Consider the following 14,810-nt stretch of genomic DNA (forward strand, 5'->3'; position numbering starts at 1 on the left):
GGTCCAAGATTTGCAGTCATATTTTAGCAACTTGAAGATTGAGTTCTGGGCAGAAAAAGACTGAGTGTGACTTCGTTTCATATCAATAAGGCCAGTTTCAAAGAAACATCCGCCTCAGCTCAAACTCATACCTCTTTCCCTTGCCCTTGCCCGCAATATGTTGCACCAAACACAGGTTCGAAAACCCGCACGAGGCTGCGGTACCAGGAATAAGGACGACAGGCATGGATTGGCCGATTGACGCAAATGCACATCCCTCAGAAGAGATTTCGGTTCGCGACGTGTTCGGCATCGACACCGACATGCAGGTCAAACGCTTTTATGAAGTGACCGAACGGGTCCCCGAGATTGATCAGACCTACAAGTTTGACCCTGAGACGACTCTCGCAATTCTGGCGGGCTTTACCCACAACCGTCGTGTGATGATCCAAGGGTATCACGGCACGGGTAAGTCGACCCATATCGAACAGGTCGCCGCGCGTCTGAACTGGCCTGCGGTGCGGGTCAACCTCGACAGCCATATTAGTCGGATCGATCTGATCGGTAAGGATGCGATCAAACTGCGTGATGGCGTGCAGATCACCGAATTCAGTGAAGGCATTTTGCCTTGGGCCCTGCGCAACCCGGTCGCGATCGTGTTTGACGAATATGACGCCGGCCGTGCAGATGTGATGTTCGTGCTGCAGCGCGTACTGGAAGCCAACGGTAGCCTTACCCTGTTGGACCAGAACGAGATTCTGACACCTCACCGGTATTTCCGCATGTTCGCCACTGCCAACACCGTTGGCCTTGGGGATACGACGGGCCTTTACCACGGTACGCAACAGATCAACCAAGCTCAGATGGACCGCTGGTCGTTGGTCGCGACGCTGAACTACCTCAGCCATGACGCCGAGACGATGATTGTTCTGTCCAAGGCCCCGCATTACAACACGGCTGAAGGTCGCAAGATCGTCAGCCAGATGGTCAGCGTCGCCGACCTGACCCGAACCGCCTTCATGAACGGCGACCTGTCCACGGTGATGAGCCCCCGAACAGTGATCAACTGGGCCCAGAACGCCGAGATTTTCCGTGATGTTGGTTACGCGTTCCGCCTGTCCTTCCTGAACAAATGCGATGAATTGGAACGCCAGACCGTGGCCGAGTTCTATCAGCGCTGCTTTGATGAAGAACTTCCAGAGAGCGCGGCAAGCGCGAGCTTGGGCTAACACCCCACAAAAGAACAAACGATTTACACACGGCCGGCCTGAAATCTCAGGCTGGCCGTTGTGCTTCCGTCGCCCACGAAAATGGTCGATATGATGCCACAAGTGTTGTTTGGAAATGCCCAAACCTGTCCTTACTGGCTTTTTGCAGGTACCACCCGGCCCCGATTCAGGACCGAACTTGCCAAACTCAGCTGAGACTTGCAGCAATCAACCGGCCGCAAAACGCGCCGAGGACACCTAGGACTGAAAGGCAAGTAGCCTCGCTCGATAAATGCTGTACCAAAAGAGATCAATGAGCATCGATTGTAGCGGATGGGTCACTGGCGAAACCGTGATTTGTATATACCTTGATTATACAAATTACATCTATATCATATCCAATGCATGGCACATTGGAAAACACCTCTTATTGTAACAACAACTGTCTGGGCATTCGCCTCTCCTGTTACCGCATTGCCGACAACAACGTCTGACAGGGCTGAACTGTTTGCTGTCTGCTCTGGCCGGTTGGAAGCGCTAGCGGCCCGCCAACGGGCCCGCATCGGGGACGAAGATGCGCCTGCCACAAATCTGCAGCAACAGTTCGACCAAATGCTGGAAGCGGTTCTGCCGTGGGCGCTGTCCGAGGGTATCGAAGAACACCAGCCCAAACGGTGGCGTGTGCGCGGCTGGGTTGAAGTCGCCTACCTGCTGGCCGATATGGACTATAGCTTCGACGCGCGCATCGCCGAAGGGGCCGAACAGCAGTTGGCGCGCAGAATCTCGGAGTGTCGGGCCGTATTGCTTTAGGATCGCGATGTTGAAAAGCGGATCGCCCCTATGGTCAAGCCCCCGGAATGGCTCTAGGTTGCCGGGGCAGAACAAGACCGGACCCGCCGCCGATGAGCAAACCAAACGACAACCCCGCTGATCCGTTCAAGAAAGCCCTGGCCGAGGCCACGCGGGTCATGGCCGACGACCCCGAGCTGAACGTCTCGTACACCGTTGATCCGTCAGGCATGTCGGGCGAGTCGATGCGTTTGCCCCAGGTCAGCCGCCGAATGACACGAGAAGAGGTTTTGCTGGCGCGCGGAACAGCAGATGCTCTGGCCCTGCAACGCCGATACCACGATGACGCGACGCATGCGCGCTATGCGCCTCCGGGCGATATGGCGCGGGACCTGTACGAAGCGATGGAGACCGCCCGCTGCGAGGCGATGGGCGCGCGAGACATGCCAGGCACGGCCAGCAACATCGACGTCAAGATCAGCCACGAAGCGATACGCCGCGGTTATGACCAGTGTAAACAACCCGCAGACGCGCCTCTGTCTGTTGCCGCCGGATATCTGATCCGCCACTTGGCGACCGGTCGTGACCTACCCCCCGCCGCCGCCAACATCATGAATCTGTGGCGTGGTTTTATCGAGGAACAGGCAGGGGGATCGCTGGAAAACCTCAACGATATCCTTTCGGACCAGGCTGAATTTGCCAAATTCTCGCGGCAGGTGATCAAGGATCTGGGATATGGCGACCAGCTGGGTGACGACCCCGACGAGCTGGACGACGAGCAGGAAGATCAGGCCGAAGAAGACGCCGAAGAGCAACCCGATCCGGACAGCACAGGCGACGACGACCAGCAAGAGCAGGACGCCGACGCCACGCCTGAACAGTCGCAGGAAGAACAGCAGGACCAGTCTCAGGCTCAGGTCTCGATGGACGAGATGGCCGATGACGAGATGGGCGACGAAGCCGAAATGCCGGAAGGTGAGGCTCCGCTTGAACCACCGGCCCCGCCACCTGCCTCGGATGCGGATCCTGATTACAAAGTGTATCTGAACACGCATGATGAAGAAATAGCAGCCGAAGACTTGGCGGAACCGGCCGAACTGGAACGCCTGCGGGCCTATCTGGACCAGCAGTTGGAGCCGCTGAAAGGCGCTGTGAGCCGCTTGGCCAATAAACTGCAGCGCCGTCTTCAGGCACAGCAAAACCGCAGTTGGGAATTCGATCTGGAAGAAGGAATTCTAGACGCCAGTCGTTTGGCCCGCGTGGTGGCGAATCCGACCACGCCGCTGAGCTTCAAGATGGAAAAGGATACCGAGTTCCGAGACACTGTGGTGACGTTGCTGCTGGATAATTCCGGCTCGATGCGCGGGCGTCCAATCTCAATCGCTGCGATCTGTGCCGATGTTCTGGCGCGGACGCTGGAACGCTGCAACGTCAAGGTCGAGATTCTGGGCTTTACCACCCGTGCTTGGAAGGGTGGGCAGGCACGCGAGGCGTGGTTGAACGACGGCCGCCCGCAGCAGCCGGGGCGTTTGAACGATCTGCGCCACATCATCTACAAGGGGGCCGATGCGCCCTGGCGGCGGGCACGCCCAAATCTGGGCCTGATGATGAAAGAAGGCCTACTGAAGGAAAACATCGACGGTGAGGCACTGGAATGGGCCCATCGCCGGATGATGATGCGGCGCGAACAGCGCAAGATTCTGATGGTGATCTCGGACGGGGCGCCGGTTGATGATTCAACGCTCAGCGTGAACCCGGCGAACTATCTGGAAAAGCACCTGCGCGACGTCATCGCCATGGTGGAAAAGCGCAATATGGTCGAGCTGCTGGCCATCGGGATCGGCCATGACGTGACGCGGTATTACGACCGCGCCGTCACGATTACCGATGTCGAGCAGCTTGCCGGTGCAATGACCGAACAGCTTGCCGCCCTGTTCGACAATGACCCAAGGGCGCGCGCCCGTGTCATGGGCATGCGCAAGGTCGGTTGAACGCGGCTTTGGCCTATCGTTGTCATAAATAGAAGGGCGCAGCCCTGAAGTGATGAGGTAATAAATGTTCCAATCCTTTGCCGTAACCGCGCGCCCCGAACAGGGGCCGCCCCGGTTGGCCGCTTTGCGCACCGAGATGGCGCAGGCTGGATTGGACGGGTTTCTTATTCCGCGCTCAGACGCGTATCAGGGCGAATATGTCGCCCCGCGGGACGAACGTTTGTCTTGGCTAACAGGCTTTACCGGGTCGGCAGGTTTTTGTGCCGTGTTGCCCGACGTGGCCGGTGTGTTTGTCGACGGGCGATATCGAACGCAGGTCAAAGCTCAGGTCGCCCAGGACTTTACCCCTGTGCCGTGGCCCGAGGTCAGTTTGGGCGCGTGGTTGAAGGACAATCTGCCCGATGGCGGCAAGGTCGGTTTTGATCCCTGGTTGCACGCTGCTGGCCAGATCACCAACGCACGCAAAGACCTCGCAGGCAGCGGTATAGACCTTGTTCGCAGCCCCAATCTGGTTGACCGCATATGGCCCGATCAACCTGCTCCACCGATGAACCCGGTTAAAGCGCACCCTCTGAAATTCGCCGGTGAAAGCGCCGCCAGCAAAATCGACCGTCTGGCCGATGCTTTGGCTGCTGCTGGCAACTCGGCTGCCGTGATCACCTTGCCGGACTCGATCATGTGGCTGTTGAACATTCGGGGCTCGGATATCGGGTACAACCCAGTGGCGCACGGTTTTGCCATTTTGCACGCGGATGCCAAGGTTGACTTGTTCATGGCACAAGAAAAGCTGGGCGTGTCGTTGGGTGATCAAGTTCGCGTTCACGCGCCTGAAACGTTCCTTGATGCTGTTGCCGCGTTACAGGGGGCAATTCAGGTTGATCTTGGAACCCTGCCCCAAATCGTAGCTGACGTTTTGCAGGACAAGATTGTCGATGCCGGCGACCCGTGCGCCCTGCCGAAAGCCTGCAAAAATCCTGCTGAAATCGATGGCAGCGCCGAGGCACACCTGCGCGACGCAGTGGCGGTGATCGAGACGCTTTGCTGGCTGGATGACCAAAGCCCCGGCAGTGTCACTGAAACGCAGGTTGTCACAAGGTTGGAAGAGAACCGGCGCAAGGACAGCGCGCTGCAGGACATCTCGTTTGATACAATCGCAGGCACCGGTCCTAACGGTGCTATCATGCATTACCGCGTCACCGAAGAGACCGACAGCCTTCTGGAAGACGGGCACATTCTGGTTCTCGACAGCGGTGGTCAATACCTTGATGGCACCACAGATATTACCCGTACAATCGCTATTGGTGAGGTAGGTGACGAAGAAAAAACCTGTTTCACCCGTGTCCTAAAGGGTATGATCGACATGTCGATGCTGCGTTGGCCCGTAGGCTTGGCTGGGCGCGATATCGAAGGAGTGGCTCGGGCCCCGCTGTGGGCGGCAGGGCAGGATTTCAACCATGGCGTCGGTCACGGCGTCGGCGCGTACCTGAGCGTGCACGAAGGCCCTCAGCGTCTGTCGAAGGTCAGCCATGTCCCCCTTCAACCCGGTATGATCCTTTCAAACGAGCCCGGCTATTACCGTGAAGGTGCTTTTGGCATTCGTATCGAAAACCTGGTGGTGGTGCAGCAGGCCCCTACCTTGCCCGGTGGCGATGCCGAACGCGCAATGCTGAACTGGCGCACTTTGACCTACGTTCCAATTGACCGTCGATTGATTGCTCCCGATATGCTGGCCCACGCTCAACGTGATTGGCTGAATGCGTATCACCGCGACGTTGCGGAAAAAATACGACCAAGGCTGGGCGCGGACGCGCAAGTGTGGTTGGATGCCGCAAGCGCTCCGATCTGACACCCAGCTGTTACATTCCGGAGGCAGAGGAAAAGCCCGACATCAGTAAGGGTTAAGGAGGCAAGATGACCAAGATCACTATTCGCAAAGCACCGGGTAAATGGAGCGTCCGTTCCGGTGGCGCCATTTTGGGCGAAAGCACAAATGCGCTTGAACTGCTTGAAGGTGATCTGGACCCGGTGATCTATTTCCCCCGCAGTGATATTGCGATGGCGTTTCTGGACCAGACCGACAAAGTCACGCATTGCCCCCATAAGGGTGACGCCGCGCATTTCTCGATCGTCAATAAATCTTCTGTGACTGAAAACGCGGCGTGGAGCTATGAAAACCCGATCTCCGAAGTCGCCGATATCAAAGGCTATATCGCGTTTTATCGGCTCGATTCAGTCAAAGTTGAACAAATCTGAGCGGGACTCACATCGCCTCTTTCATCAAGTCGACCATCGCCAGATCTTGACTGACCCGACCGTAAGCCTGCGCCATCGCTGTCAATGTGTGCGGCGGGCAACCAATTTCTTGAAGGCAAGAGGCATCAATCACGCGGACTCGACCATCGAAAGCCGACTCGACGACCTGATCTACTGGCTCATCTCGATCCCCGACTGTAAGTTTGTGATAATGAAAGCCCTGACCTGGGGCGGTGACGCCCAGCGTGTGCCGCACTCCATGCGATGCTAACCAGTCCAACAAATTGCGCAGGCCAACGTCCTGACCCACGTCCGGCACTTTATTTGCTTTGATACGGCCCTCGCGCGGCAAATGCCTGAGCTGCACCATAGTTGACGGCGTCCAGATCCGAATGGGCTGCACAAAATCTACAAGTCGCCCGATACGACGCCCGCGCAAGTGGGGGCCCAAACCAAATGTGGCAGTTATCAAGCTGATCGGAGCCTGTGAGACGGCATAGACAGAGGCGAAAAGATCGCACCGCCCACCTACCTTATGTTTCAGCGTCAGGGCATTAAAATGTCCTGCCTCAGCATAAGCGCGCGGCGATCCCAAAGCACGGCTTAACCAAAGGCAATTCATGATGTACGGGGCATGGTCGCGAAAGCCGATCTGCGATGCTTGTGGCAGGCTGCGCGCTAGCAAGTTCGCTGTACCTAAAACTCCTGAAGCCAGAAACACGTGCCGCGCTCGCAGTTGAGTTCCATCATCCAGGTCCAAGCGTACCATCCCCTGCCCCGACAAGATCCGGCTAACACGCCCCGCTCGGACCGAGACATTCGACATCTCTTTGAGGCGCGCCTCGACCGCGCGGGCCATGGTCCGAAGCCCGGCATTGGGAGTTTCAGAAGTTCCGGTCAGCAAACGTGGGACACTTTTTTCCAGTCCGTTCTCTAAAAGCTCGTGCCGGGCACCGCCGACCACTTTCAGATCGCGCTGCACAGCTTCGCACGCGGCACAATAGTCCCACCATGTTTCCAAAAACTGTCCCCTTCCCCAAGGGTCATCGCAGTCGTAAACCTGAAGCTGTTTACCCCAGTAATTGGCCAGCCCACCGACTTCGGCGGCAGCAAACATCGGCGGTGCGTCTCCTGATACTTCGGTGCGGTCGGCCAGACACGCGGGCTGTTGTCTTTCATACGCAACCGAGACAATCTTGACCGGCCCACCCTGAGAAGGCTTGGAGGTGGCCCCCGTCACGACAGCCACAGACCCAGAGAAGCCCCGCATAGCTGTAAGCGCTGCGTATGCAGCGGGCCCTGCTCCGACTAATGCAATATCAACGCTTTGCATGACTCAGCCCCGTCTCCAGCACAGCCGCACGTTGCACATCGCCATTTAAGAGACGGTCAGAACCTGAAAACGTTTTTACAGACCGGCTCACCATGACAGGCAGGCGTAGCGCTATTCCGACCGCAGGCGGATACTCGCCCATCGAGGTTGTAGTCTCAGCAAAGGTCATGGTGCCAACTCTTTTCTGGCAACATGCAAATCTGCGTCAGACCCCAGCACTGGCAGCGCGTAACCCGCGCCCCTCGAACCTAGCCAGAGACGCTGAACGAAACTCTTTAAATACATTACCAACCACTCCCATTCACATGAGTTCTGGTTCTAAAACAGCTCGTTATTCGTTTGGTCGTTCAAAAATATGAAAGCCGAGTAGCCTTACGCCATGCACAAAATCAGAGTTGCAATAGGTGGTCAGCGCGGAACTCGGGCGGAATGCTCTTGGCTAATATTAACCGAAAGTTAACAGCTAGATCAAGAAAAGTTGAGCCAAAGTGTGTTTCAGCCCGTGAAACGCCGATTTTCACCGGGCAATCAATGAAAACACTGGGCCATGGCGTTCTGTAAACATGGCCAGGGTGCGACACTCAGCGGTTGAAACCAAAATGCGAGAGTATCAAGTCACTCGGCCTGCTCCCTCAGCGAGACAAGGATATCCACGATAGCATTTACCACTTCGGGGTCGTCCAGAGACGGATCAGGCATCGACGTTTCGGCAGCGATGGATTGCGGATTATCAAGGAACGCGACAAGCTGGTCCCGGGTCCACTTACCACCCACTTCAGACAATGACTGCGAGTAGTCGAAATCGGTCAGGCCCGCGATCTGACGACCGAAGACTTCGCCCAAAGACGGGGCACTGGTGCTGGGTAACACGCCGAATCCGTGACACTCCGCACAGCCATCCAGGGCCGTTTCTACTGCACTTGCCTTGCGTTCCGGCAGTTCCAGATCAGTGATCTTTGAAACCGCAAACTGAAAGCTGGGATCGAACTCGCCAACTGTCAACCGAACCACTTTTCGCTGATCGGTCCACAAGGCGAGCTCGTCCCCATGTTGATGGACATATCGTATCCGCAGCCCCAATGGGATACGTTCTGCGAACAGAATGCTCTCTCCGTTGGTACGAATTCGAAACAGGCTGTTCCCGGCCAGCGATCCGGCAATCAAATCCCCATCCCAGGCAGGATGAAAGTCATCAACGTACATCAATGAACTAACAGCCACCGAGGGCAGCCAGGAATACGCCGGCAGCTGGAAGTCGGGATGGCGACCATAGTCCAGCGTATCGGGTAACGGCAGTTTGTTGTACCTCGTTCCAAGCGAGACTTGTGGCCAACCATAGTCCTCGCCTTCGCGGATAAGGTTCAGCTCATCCCCTCCGCGCCGGCCATGTTCGACCGTCCACAGTTTCCCGTCCTGGTCCAGCGCTATTCCCTGCATGTTCGAATGACCCTGACTGACAACACGGCTATCGCCGGTGGCCAAATCCACTGCGATCACCTTGCCGTACATCTGGTCCGGGATTTGCGACAATGGCACCGGAGCATAAATTCCGTCTTGCGCATAGTCACCTGCAGCCAAGTACAATGTGCCATTCGCGTCTACACGAAACCGTCCGCCCGCCATATGGCCCTGAATCGCGCGACCTTCGGGGTTGGGCGCAAGGCAGGGTTCTGTCCCGAACAGCACCGTCCAGTCTTCGGCTTTGATTACGGCAGTTTCAGCAGACGCGCCTTGCAATGACGCGGTCGAGATTGCCGTGCGATAACAGTTCTCGCCCTCGACCCATTCTGTGAAAGAAACGATCAGTTGATCGTCTACAACATCCACATCATTGTATCGAAAAAAGAAATGCGCGAATTCATAGTCGGGGTTCGCCTCAGCAAACGCCAACATTGCACTCCAACCGTTCGGGGGTGGGGCAATTTGCAGTTGTTTGGCCTCTGCTCCGCCCGCTTCAAAAAAACCTCCCTCGTGGGTCATAACGATGAGGTCGTTGCCCAAGCTGGCTAACGCGCCACCGCTACCGACACGTTCGACGGGGATTTCGGTCTCTTTCATATTCAAGGCAGTGAAGATTGTCTCGATCTGTGCGGCCCCATCCAGCGCAACAACAGGCGCAGAGTGCGGCGCAGCCACGGGGCGGCCGCGCAATTCATGCACCTCAAGCATCAAAAGCACGACGGAAACAACAAGTGTTATTAGGGTAACGGGTACGATGACCGGGCTCGCCAGTACCCATTTAAGAAAATTCATTCCCTGACCTCAAAATGTTTTTGTTTTCACCGTGCATTCTGGCGCTGCTCGGCCACATAGAACCCTGAAACACAACCGGTATCAACCCGACCAGACCGTGCCGCGCACAACAAGATCGCTCGCGTTGCACCCTTGCAGCCCTCACGATGAGTTCACGCGGCTGTTGAATGATTTCTGGTACGATCCCGTGCAAAATACATGTGACCATAGCCGGAGGACGCAATGCCGATCACTCGCCGTAGTTTCACTGGAATTCTGGGGGCCGCTGCAATGCTGCCCGCCCCGCTTTGGGCTCAGAGCGATCCTGTCCTGGATGCCATCCGCACGACACTTTACGGAAGCAGTTCTGAATTCGAAGAGGGCATGGCGTTTCTTGTCAAACGCGGAAAGCCAGATGTCATTCCGGCGCTGCTGACGGCGATGCGCTATGGACGTCGGCGCAGTGATGAGATCACGGAAGTCATGCAAACCCTGACTGGTGAGAATATCGGTGTGGATTGGTTCGACTGGATGATCTGGCAAGAACGCAATCCACAGATCGTACCGCACCCATCGCTGATCCCGTTCAAGCGCGAGGTGCTGTTAGGGATAGACTCGAATTTTGACGATTTCCTGCGCCCAGAATACCTGCAACCCGGCAAAATGAAGATCCGGCTGGAAGAGATCACATGGGGCGGTGTTCAAAAGGACGGCATCCCCTCGCTGGACAATCCGACGCTGATCCCGGCCGCGCGCGCGGACTACATGAAGAACGATGACCTGGTCTTTGGCGTCTCGATCAACGGGGATTCGCGCGCCTATCCGTTACGGATCATGGGCTGGCACGAGATGTTCAACGATGTAATCGGTGGGGTGCCTCTGGCGTTGGCTTATTGCACGCTCTGCGGATCGGGCATTTTGTTTGAAACGCAAGTGTCGGGGCGCAGCAAACCCCTGGTCTTTGGCTCGTCGGGGTTCCTCTATCGGTCCAACAAGCTGATGTTCGATCGCGAGACCCATTCGCTGTGGAACCAATACACCGGCAAACCCGTCGTCGGCCCGCTGGTCGATAGCGGGATCGAGCTGAAACAGCGCCCCGTGGTGATCACCACTTGGGAAAGCTGGAAAGGGTCGCACCCCGATACCAGAATCCTGTCGCTGAACACCGGGCATCGTCGGAATTATGGCTCGGGCGTGGTTTATCGCGAGTATTTTGCGTCGCCCGAGCTGATGTTCCCGGCACTGGTGGATCAATCGCAGCACCGGCAAAAGGATTATATCTTTGCAATCCGACAGTTCGGCGCGGCACGGGCCTGGCCGCTGGATGCGTTCAACAACACGCGCGTGATCAACGACGCGATTGCCAACCGCCCGCTGGTTCTGATTGGTAGTCCCGAAAAACGCGCCGTGCGCGCTTATGAGCGCGGATCAAACCGTTTTACCGCGTCAGAGGGCGGACTGGTTGATCAGCAGGGTCGCAAATGGCGCCTGACCGAGGAAAAACTGATCGGACCGGACGGTACGGAATTGCCGCGCGTGGCCGGGCATATCTCGTACTGGTTCGCATGGGACAACTATCTGGGCGACACGGCAACAGTTTATCGCGGCTAGGAATGCTCTTCGGCGGCCGTGGCCGCCAGCGCGCGGTTATAAGCCTTAAGCGCATCTATGTGATAAAGTGCGCCGACCGGGTTTTCGCACCCGTCATCGTCTATCACTACGACCGGGATACAAGGGATATCCTCGCGGTCGAAATAAGGCATCGCGGCCTCAAGCGTCGCGCTGGCCTGCACACACAAGCCCTGCTCGATCAGCGCCTGTGCCTCATCGCGGCTGATCGATCGGGCATCCCCCAAGGGCCGCATCACCGTCCCAGCACGCAGCATCGCCAGCAGATACGCTTGCGGCCCGGCGGCGAGATGCACATCACGGCGCTCTAGCTGGGTTAAAAAGAACGACCGGTCCACCAATCGCGAGGCAAGCGCGGTCGACATCGAGACCGAGACCATCACGGCCAACCCGATCTGCCAGTCTCCGGTCAGCTCAAAAACGATCATTGTAGTCGAGATCGGTGCACCCAGAACGGCAGCGGCCACCGCCCCCATTCCGGCGAAAGCATACAACGTATGCGTCCCCGACACATCCGGCAGCAACCCAGTGGCGATCAGGCCAAAGGCCAATCCAGTCAGCGCCCCCACCATCAGCGACGGCGAAAACACCCCGCCCCCCATACGCCCACCCATGGTGATCGCTACAGCCACGGTCTTAATCACGGCAAACATGATGGCTGCCGATAGAACCAAATCTCCGGTCAGGGCACGGATCGTAGTTTCGTAGCCCACACCGATGATATGGGGAAACCAGATGGCGATCAGACCAAGCATCGCCCCAGACACGGCCGGGCGCAGCCAACCCGGCAAGGACAGGCGAGTCTGGATGTGATTGCCGATGTCCTCGGCAAAGAAAATCGAACGCATTAGCAATAGCGCCACCAGGCCGCAGATCAGGCCAAGGATCAGAAAGGCCGGCAACTCGACATAGAACTGCAACGATCCGGGGGTATCCAGGGTAAACTCGGTCACGTCGCCATACTCGAGCCGGTTGATCACTGTTCCCGCAACCGAGGCGATCACGATCGGCGCAAATGCATGAACCGCGAAATGACGCAGCACCACCTCGAGCGCGAATAGCGCGCCTGCTATGGGCGAGTTAAAGCTGGCCGAAACCGCCGCCGCCACTGCGCAACCCAACAAGTCGCGGCCCGTTATCCCATCGGCGTGGATACGGTTCGACACCCAGGTCGAGATCACCCCGGCCATATGCACCACCGGCCCCTCGCGCCCCGTGGACCCGCCAGTGCTAAGCGTGATCAGCGAGGCAAACAAGGATGCGATCCCCGCCTTGCCTTCGACCCGGCCATCAGTCAGCGCCGCGCCTTCGATCACATCCGCGACCGAACGCACGCGCCCGTCATCGGTGAACCTGTGTAGGATGATACCCACAATCAGACCTCCGATGATCGGCGTTATCAGCACAATGAACCAGGGCAGTTTCTCGACATGGGAATGCAGCAGCAGAATATCTTCGGTGTCATAGACCCACGCCTGCAGCGCCCGGATCCCCTTGCGGAACCCCAGCGCCATGAACCCGGCGGCGATGCCGATGGCCAGAGCGATGAACCAGAACTGGATCTGGCTTGGCCCCCGCCGTCGCATTACCCGCCAGCCATCCTTCATCGCGGCCAAAGCCTGATGCAGTTGGTTGCGCAGAACGGTGCGGGTTGACTGGGTCATGTGCCCTCGGGGATCAGAAGATATCCCTTACTAAGCCACGGAGGGCACAGATAAAAGCCGGATCGCGCGTCTGTGAGGCGCTATGCGTCCAACAGAGCACGGGCGGCGGCGCGGGCCTGATCCGTGATCGTGTCGCCCGCGACCATGCGCGCGATCTCATCCACGCGGTCCGGTTCGGCCAGCGGGATGACGGTGGACAGGGTCAGCCCGTCGGTCACTTGTTTCTGCACCCGCCAGTGATGCGCCGCGCGGGCCGCGACCTGTGGCGAGTGTGTGACGACCAGCACCTGCCCACCCTGTGCCAAAGACGCCAGACGCCGCCCCACCGCATCCGCAGTCGCGCCACCGACGCCGCGGTCAATCTCATCAAAGATCATCGTGCGGGCGCTGTCATCGCCGGTCAGACAGACCTTGAGCGCCAGCAGGAACCGGCTGAGTTCCCCACCCGAGGCGATCTTGTTCAGCGGCCCGGACGGCGCGCCGGGGTTGGTGGCGACCGTGAAGGCCACCGCGTCAATGCCCTCGGGGCCCGGATCGGCGGCGGTGAGTTCGGTCTGAAACACCGCGCGTTCCATCTTGAGCGGTGCCAGTTCAGCCATCACAGCCGCATCCAACTGCCCTGCCGCCTGCTGGCGTGCAGTGCTAAGTTCGGCTGCCGCCTGATCATAGGCATCATGCGCAGCCGCAACCGCTGCGCGCTGGTCGGCCAGATCGGCATCGCCTGCGTCCAGCTTGTTCAGACGGTCGCGCAGCGTATCAGCGAAGGCGCCTAGATCGTCCGGGGCCACGTCATGTTTGCGGGCCAGAGCGCGGATTGCAAACAAGCGTTCTTCGGCCTGTTCCAGCTCCGCCGGATTGAACTCCAACGCCTGCAGGCAAGCATGCACACCGTCCTGCGCCTCGCCCAACTCAATCAGAGCCCGGCCCAAGGCGGCGATCGGCTCCTCCAACTGACCACCGGCGCTGTCAGACACGCCCTCCAGCCAGCGCACGGCATCGGACATGGCCGTTTCGGCCCCGTTCCCGCCCAACAGATCATACGCGCGGGCCACGTCATCGCGAATGCGCTCGGCGCCCTGCATCATGCGGCGGCGCGCGTCCAGATCGGCATCCTCGCCCGTTTGTGGGTCCAGCTTGTCCAGCTCAGCCACAGCGTGGCGCAAGAATTCCTCTTCTGCGCGCATAGCGGCCAGCGCTGCTTCGGTCTCAGCCAGCGCCTTGCGCAGCCGCGACATATCAGACCAAGCGGTGCGTACCGCAGCCAGATCATCCGAAACGCCGGCATACTCGTCCAGCATCGCCCGATGCCCGCGCGGGTTAAGCAAACCCCGGTCATCATGCTGGCCATGCAGCTCCACCAGGGTCTCGGACAACGCCCGCAACACCTCGCCCGAGCAGCGCCGGTCATTGACCCACGCAGTTTTGCGCCCCTCGGCGGTATTGACACGACGCAGGATCAGTTCCTCGCCGCCCGGCAGCCCGACCTCGGCCAGAATCGCATGGGCGGGGTGATCTTCGGACAGCTCGAACTCGGCCACCACCTCGCCCTGCGCGGCCCCCTGACGGACCAGTTCGGCCCGTCCACGCCAGCCCAGCACAAAGCCCAGGGAATCCAACAAGATCGACTTGCCTGCGCCGGTTTCGCCTGTCAACGCGTTCAAACCCGGTTGGAACGTCAGTTCCAGCCGGTCGATGATCAGCATGTCGCGGATATCAAGGGCGCGAAGCATCG

10 protein-coding genes are annotated in these 14,810 nt (G+C 58.4%); 6 read left to right on the forward strand and 4 right to left on the reverse strand.

Annotation, left to right across the window (positions count from 1 at the left end):
- The first annotated feature begins 224 nt into the window (after positions 1–224).
- The 5 genes from cobS to AC2TAD_RS10610 all read left to right on the forward strand — a co-directional run bounded on the left by cobS (position 225) and on the right by AC2TAD_RS10610 (position 6,220).
- Positions 225–1,208, forward strand: a complete 984-nt coding sequence (cobS, locus tag AC2TAD_RS10590) for a cobaltochelatase subunit CobS (RefSeq protein ID WP_170352574.1) — start codon at positions 225–227, stop codon at positions 1,206–1,208.
- A gap of 384 nt (positions 1,209–1,592) precedes the next feature.
- The gene (locus tag AC2TAD_RS10595) at positions 1,593–1,997 is read left to right on the forward strand and encodes a hypothetical protein (RefSeq protein WP_480867604.1); all 405 of its coding nucleotides are present in this window, start codon (positions 1,593–1,595) and stop codon (positions 1,995–1,997) included.
- A gap of 92 nt (positions 1,998–2,089) precedes the next feature.
- Positions 2,090–3,967 (forward strand): cobaltochelatase subunit CobT, encoded by a 1,878-nt coding sequence (gene cobT / locus AC2TAD_RS10600; RefSeq protein WP_170753037.1) that lies wholly within the window; start codon positions 2,090–2,092, stop codon positions 3,965–3,967.
- 64 nt (positions 3,968–4,031) lie between these two features.
- Positions 4,032–5,813, forward strand: a complete 1,782-nt coding sequence (locus AC2TAD_RS10605; protein ID WP_480867606.1) for an aminopeptidase P family protein — start codon at positions 4,032–4,034, stop codon at positions 5,811–5,813.
- A 65-nt stretch (positions 5,814–5,878) separates the two neighbouring features.
- Complete coding sequence (locus tag AC2TAD_RS10610) at positions 5,879–6,220, forward strand: DUF427 domain-containing protein (protein WP_480867608.1); 342 nt, start codon at positions 5,879–5,881, stop codon at positions 6,218–6,220.
- 7 nt (positions 6,221–6,227) lie between these two features.
- On the opposite strand, the gene AC2TAD_RS10615 is transcribed toward AC2TAD_RS10610, so the two are convergent.
- Together AC2TAD_RS10615 and AC2TAD_RS10620 are read right to left on the reverse strand one after the other, a co-directional pair.
- A complete protein-coding gene (locus tag AC2TAD_RS10615; RefSeq protein ID WP_480867610.1) occupies positions 6,228–7,553 on the reverse strand; it encodes a Rossmann-fold NAD(P)-binding domain-containing protein in 1,326 nt (441 codons plus the stop codon).
- Between the two features lie 615 nt (positions 7,554–8,168).
- On the reverse strand, positions 8,169–9,806 hold the full coding sequence (locus AC2TAD_RS10620) for a PQQ-dependent sugar dehydrogenase (protein WP_480867611.1): 1,638 nt from the start codon (positions 9,804–9,806) through the stop codon (positions 8,169–8,171).
- A gap of 222 nt (positions 9,807–10,028) precedes the next feature.
- Here AC2TAD_RS10620 and AC2TAD_RS10625 point away from each other — a divergent pair, with 222 nt between their 5' ends.
- Positions 10,029–11,396, forward strand: a complete 1,368-nt coding sequence (locus tag AC2TAD_RS10625) for a DUF3179 domain-containing protein (protein ID WP_480867613.1) — start codon at positions 10,029–10,031, stop codon at positions 11,394–11,396.
- On the opposite strand, the gene AC2TAD_RS10630 is transcribed toward AC2TAD_RS10625, so the two are convergent.
- Positions 11,393–13,078, reverse strand: a complete 1,686-nt coding sequence (locus AC2TAD_RS10630) for a chloride channel protein (RefSeq protein WP_480867614.1) — start codon at positions 13,076–13,078, stop codon at positions 11,393–11,395. The genes AC2TAD_RS10625 and AC2TAD_RS10630 overlap by 4 nt on opposite strands.
- A gap of 80 nt (positions 13,079–13,158) precedes the next feature.
- Positions 13,159–14,808: a DNA repair protein RecN gene (gene recN, locus AC2TAD_RS10635; RefSeq protein ID WP_480867616.1), complete on the reverse strand. Its 1,650-nt coding sequence runs from the start codon at positions 14,806–14,808 to the stop codon at positions 13,159–13,161.
- Positions 14,809–14,810: the final 2 nt, after the last annotated feature.

It is taken from the genome of Ruegeria sp. HKCCD7628 (genome assembly GCF_057221005.1).

Bases quoted from the DNA above. Each gene is read 5' to 3' on its own strand.
- AC2TAD_RS10625 (WP_480867613.1), top strand. From the start codon at position 10,029: ATGCCGATCACTCGCCGTAGTTTCACTGGAATTCTGGGGGCCGCTGCA.
- AC2TAD_RS10605 (WP_480867606.1), top strand. From the start codon at position 4,032: ATGTTCCAATCCTTTGCCGTAACCGCGCGCCCCGAACAGGGGCCGCCC.
- cobS (WP_170352574.1), top strand. From the start codon at position 225: ATGGATTGGCCGATTGACGCAAATGCACATCCCTCAGAAGAGATTTCG.
- AC2TAD_RS10620 (WP_480867611.1), bottom strand. From the start codon at position 9,806: ATGAATTTTCTTAAATGGGTACTGGCGAGCCCGGTCATCGTACCCGTT.
- AC2TAD_RS10630 (WP_480867614.1), bottom strand. From the start codon at position 13,078: ATGACCCAGTCAACCCGCACCGTTCTGCGCAACCAACTGCATCAGGCT.
- AC2TAD_RS10615 (WP_480867610.1), bottom strand. From the start codon at position 7,553: ATGCAAAGCGTTGATATTGCATTAGTCGGAGCAGGGCCCGCTGCATAC.
- AC2TAD_RS10610 (WP_480867608.1), top strand. From the start codon at position 5,879: ATGACCAAGATCACTATTCGCAAAGCACCGGGTAAATGGAGCGTCCGT.
- recN (WP_480867616.1), bottom strand. From the start codon at position 14,808: ATGCTTCGCGCCCTTGATATCCGCGACATGCTGATCATCGACCGGCTG.
- cobT (WP_170753037.1), top strand. From the start codon at position 2,090: ATGAGCAAACCAAACGACAACCCCGCTGATCCGTTCAAGAAAGCCCTG.
- AC2TAD_RS10595 (WP_480867604.1), top strand. From the start codon at position 1,593: ATGGCACATTGGAAAACACCTCTTATTGTAACAACAACTGTCTGGGCA.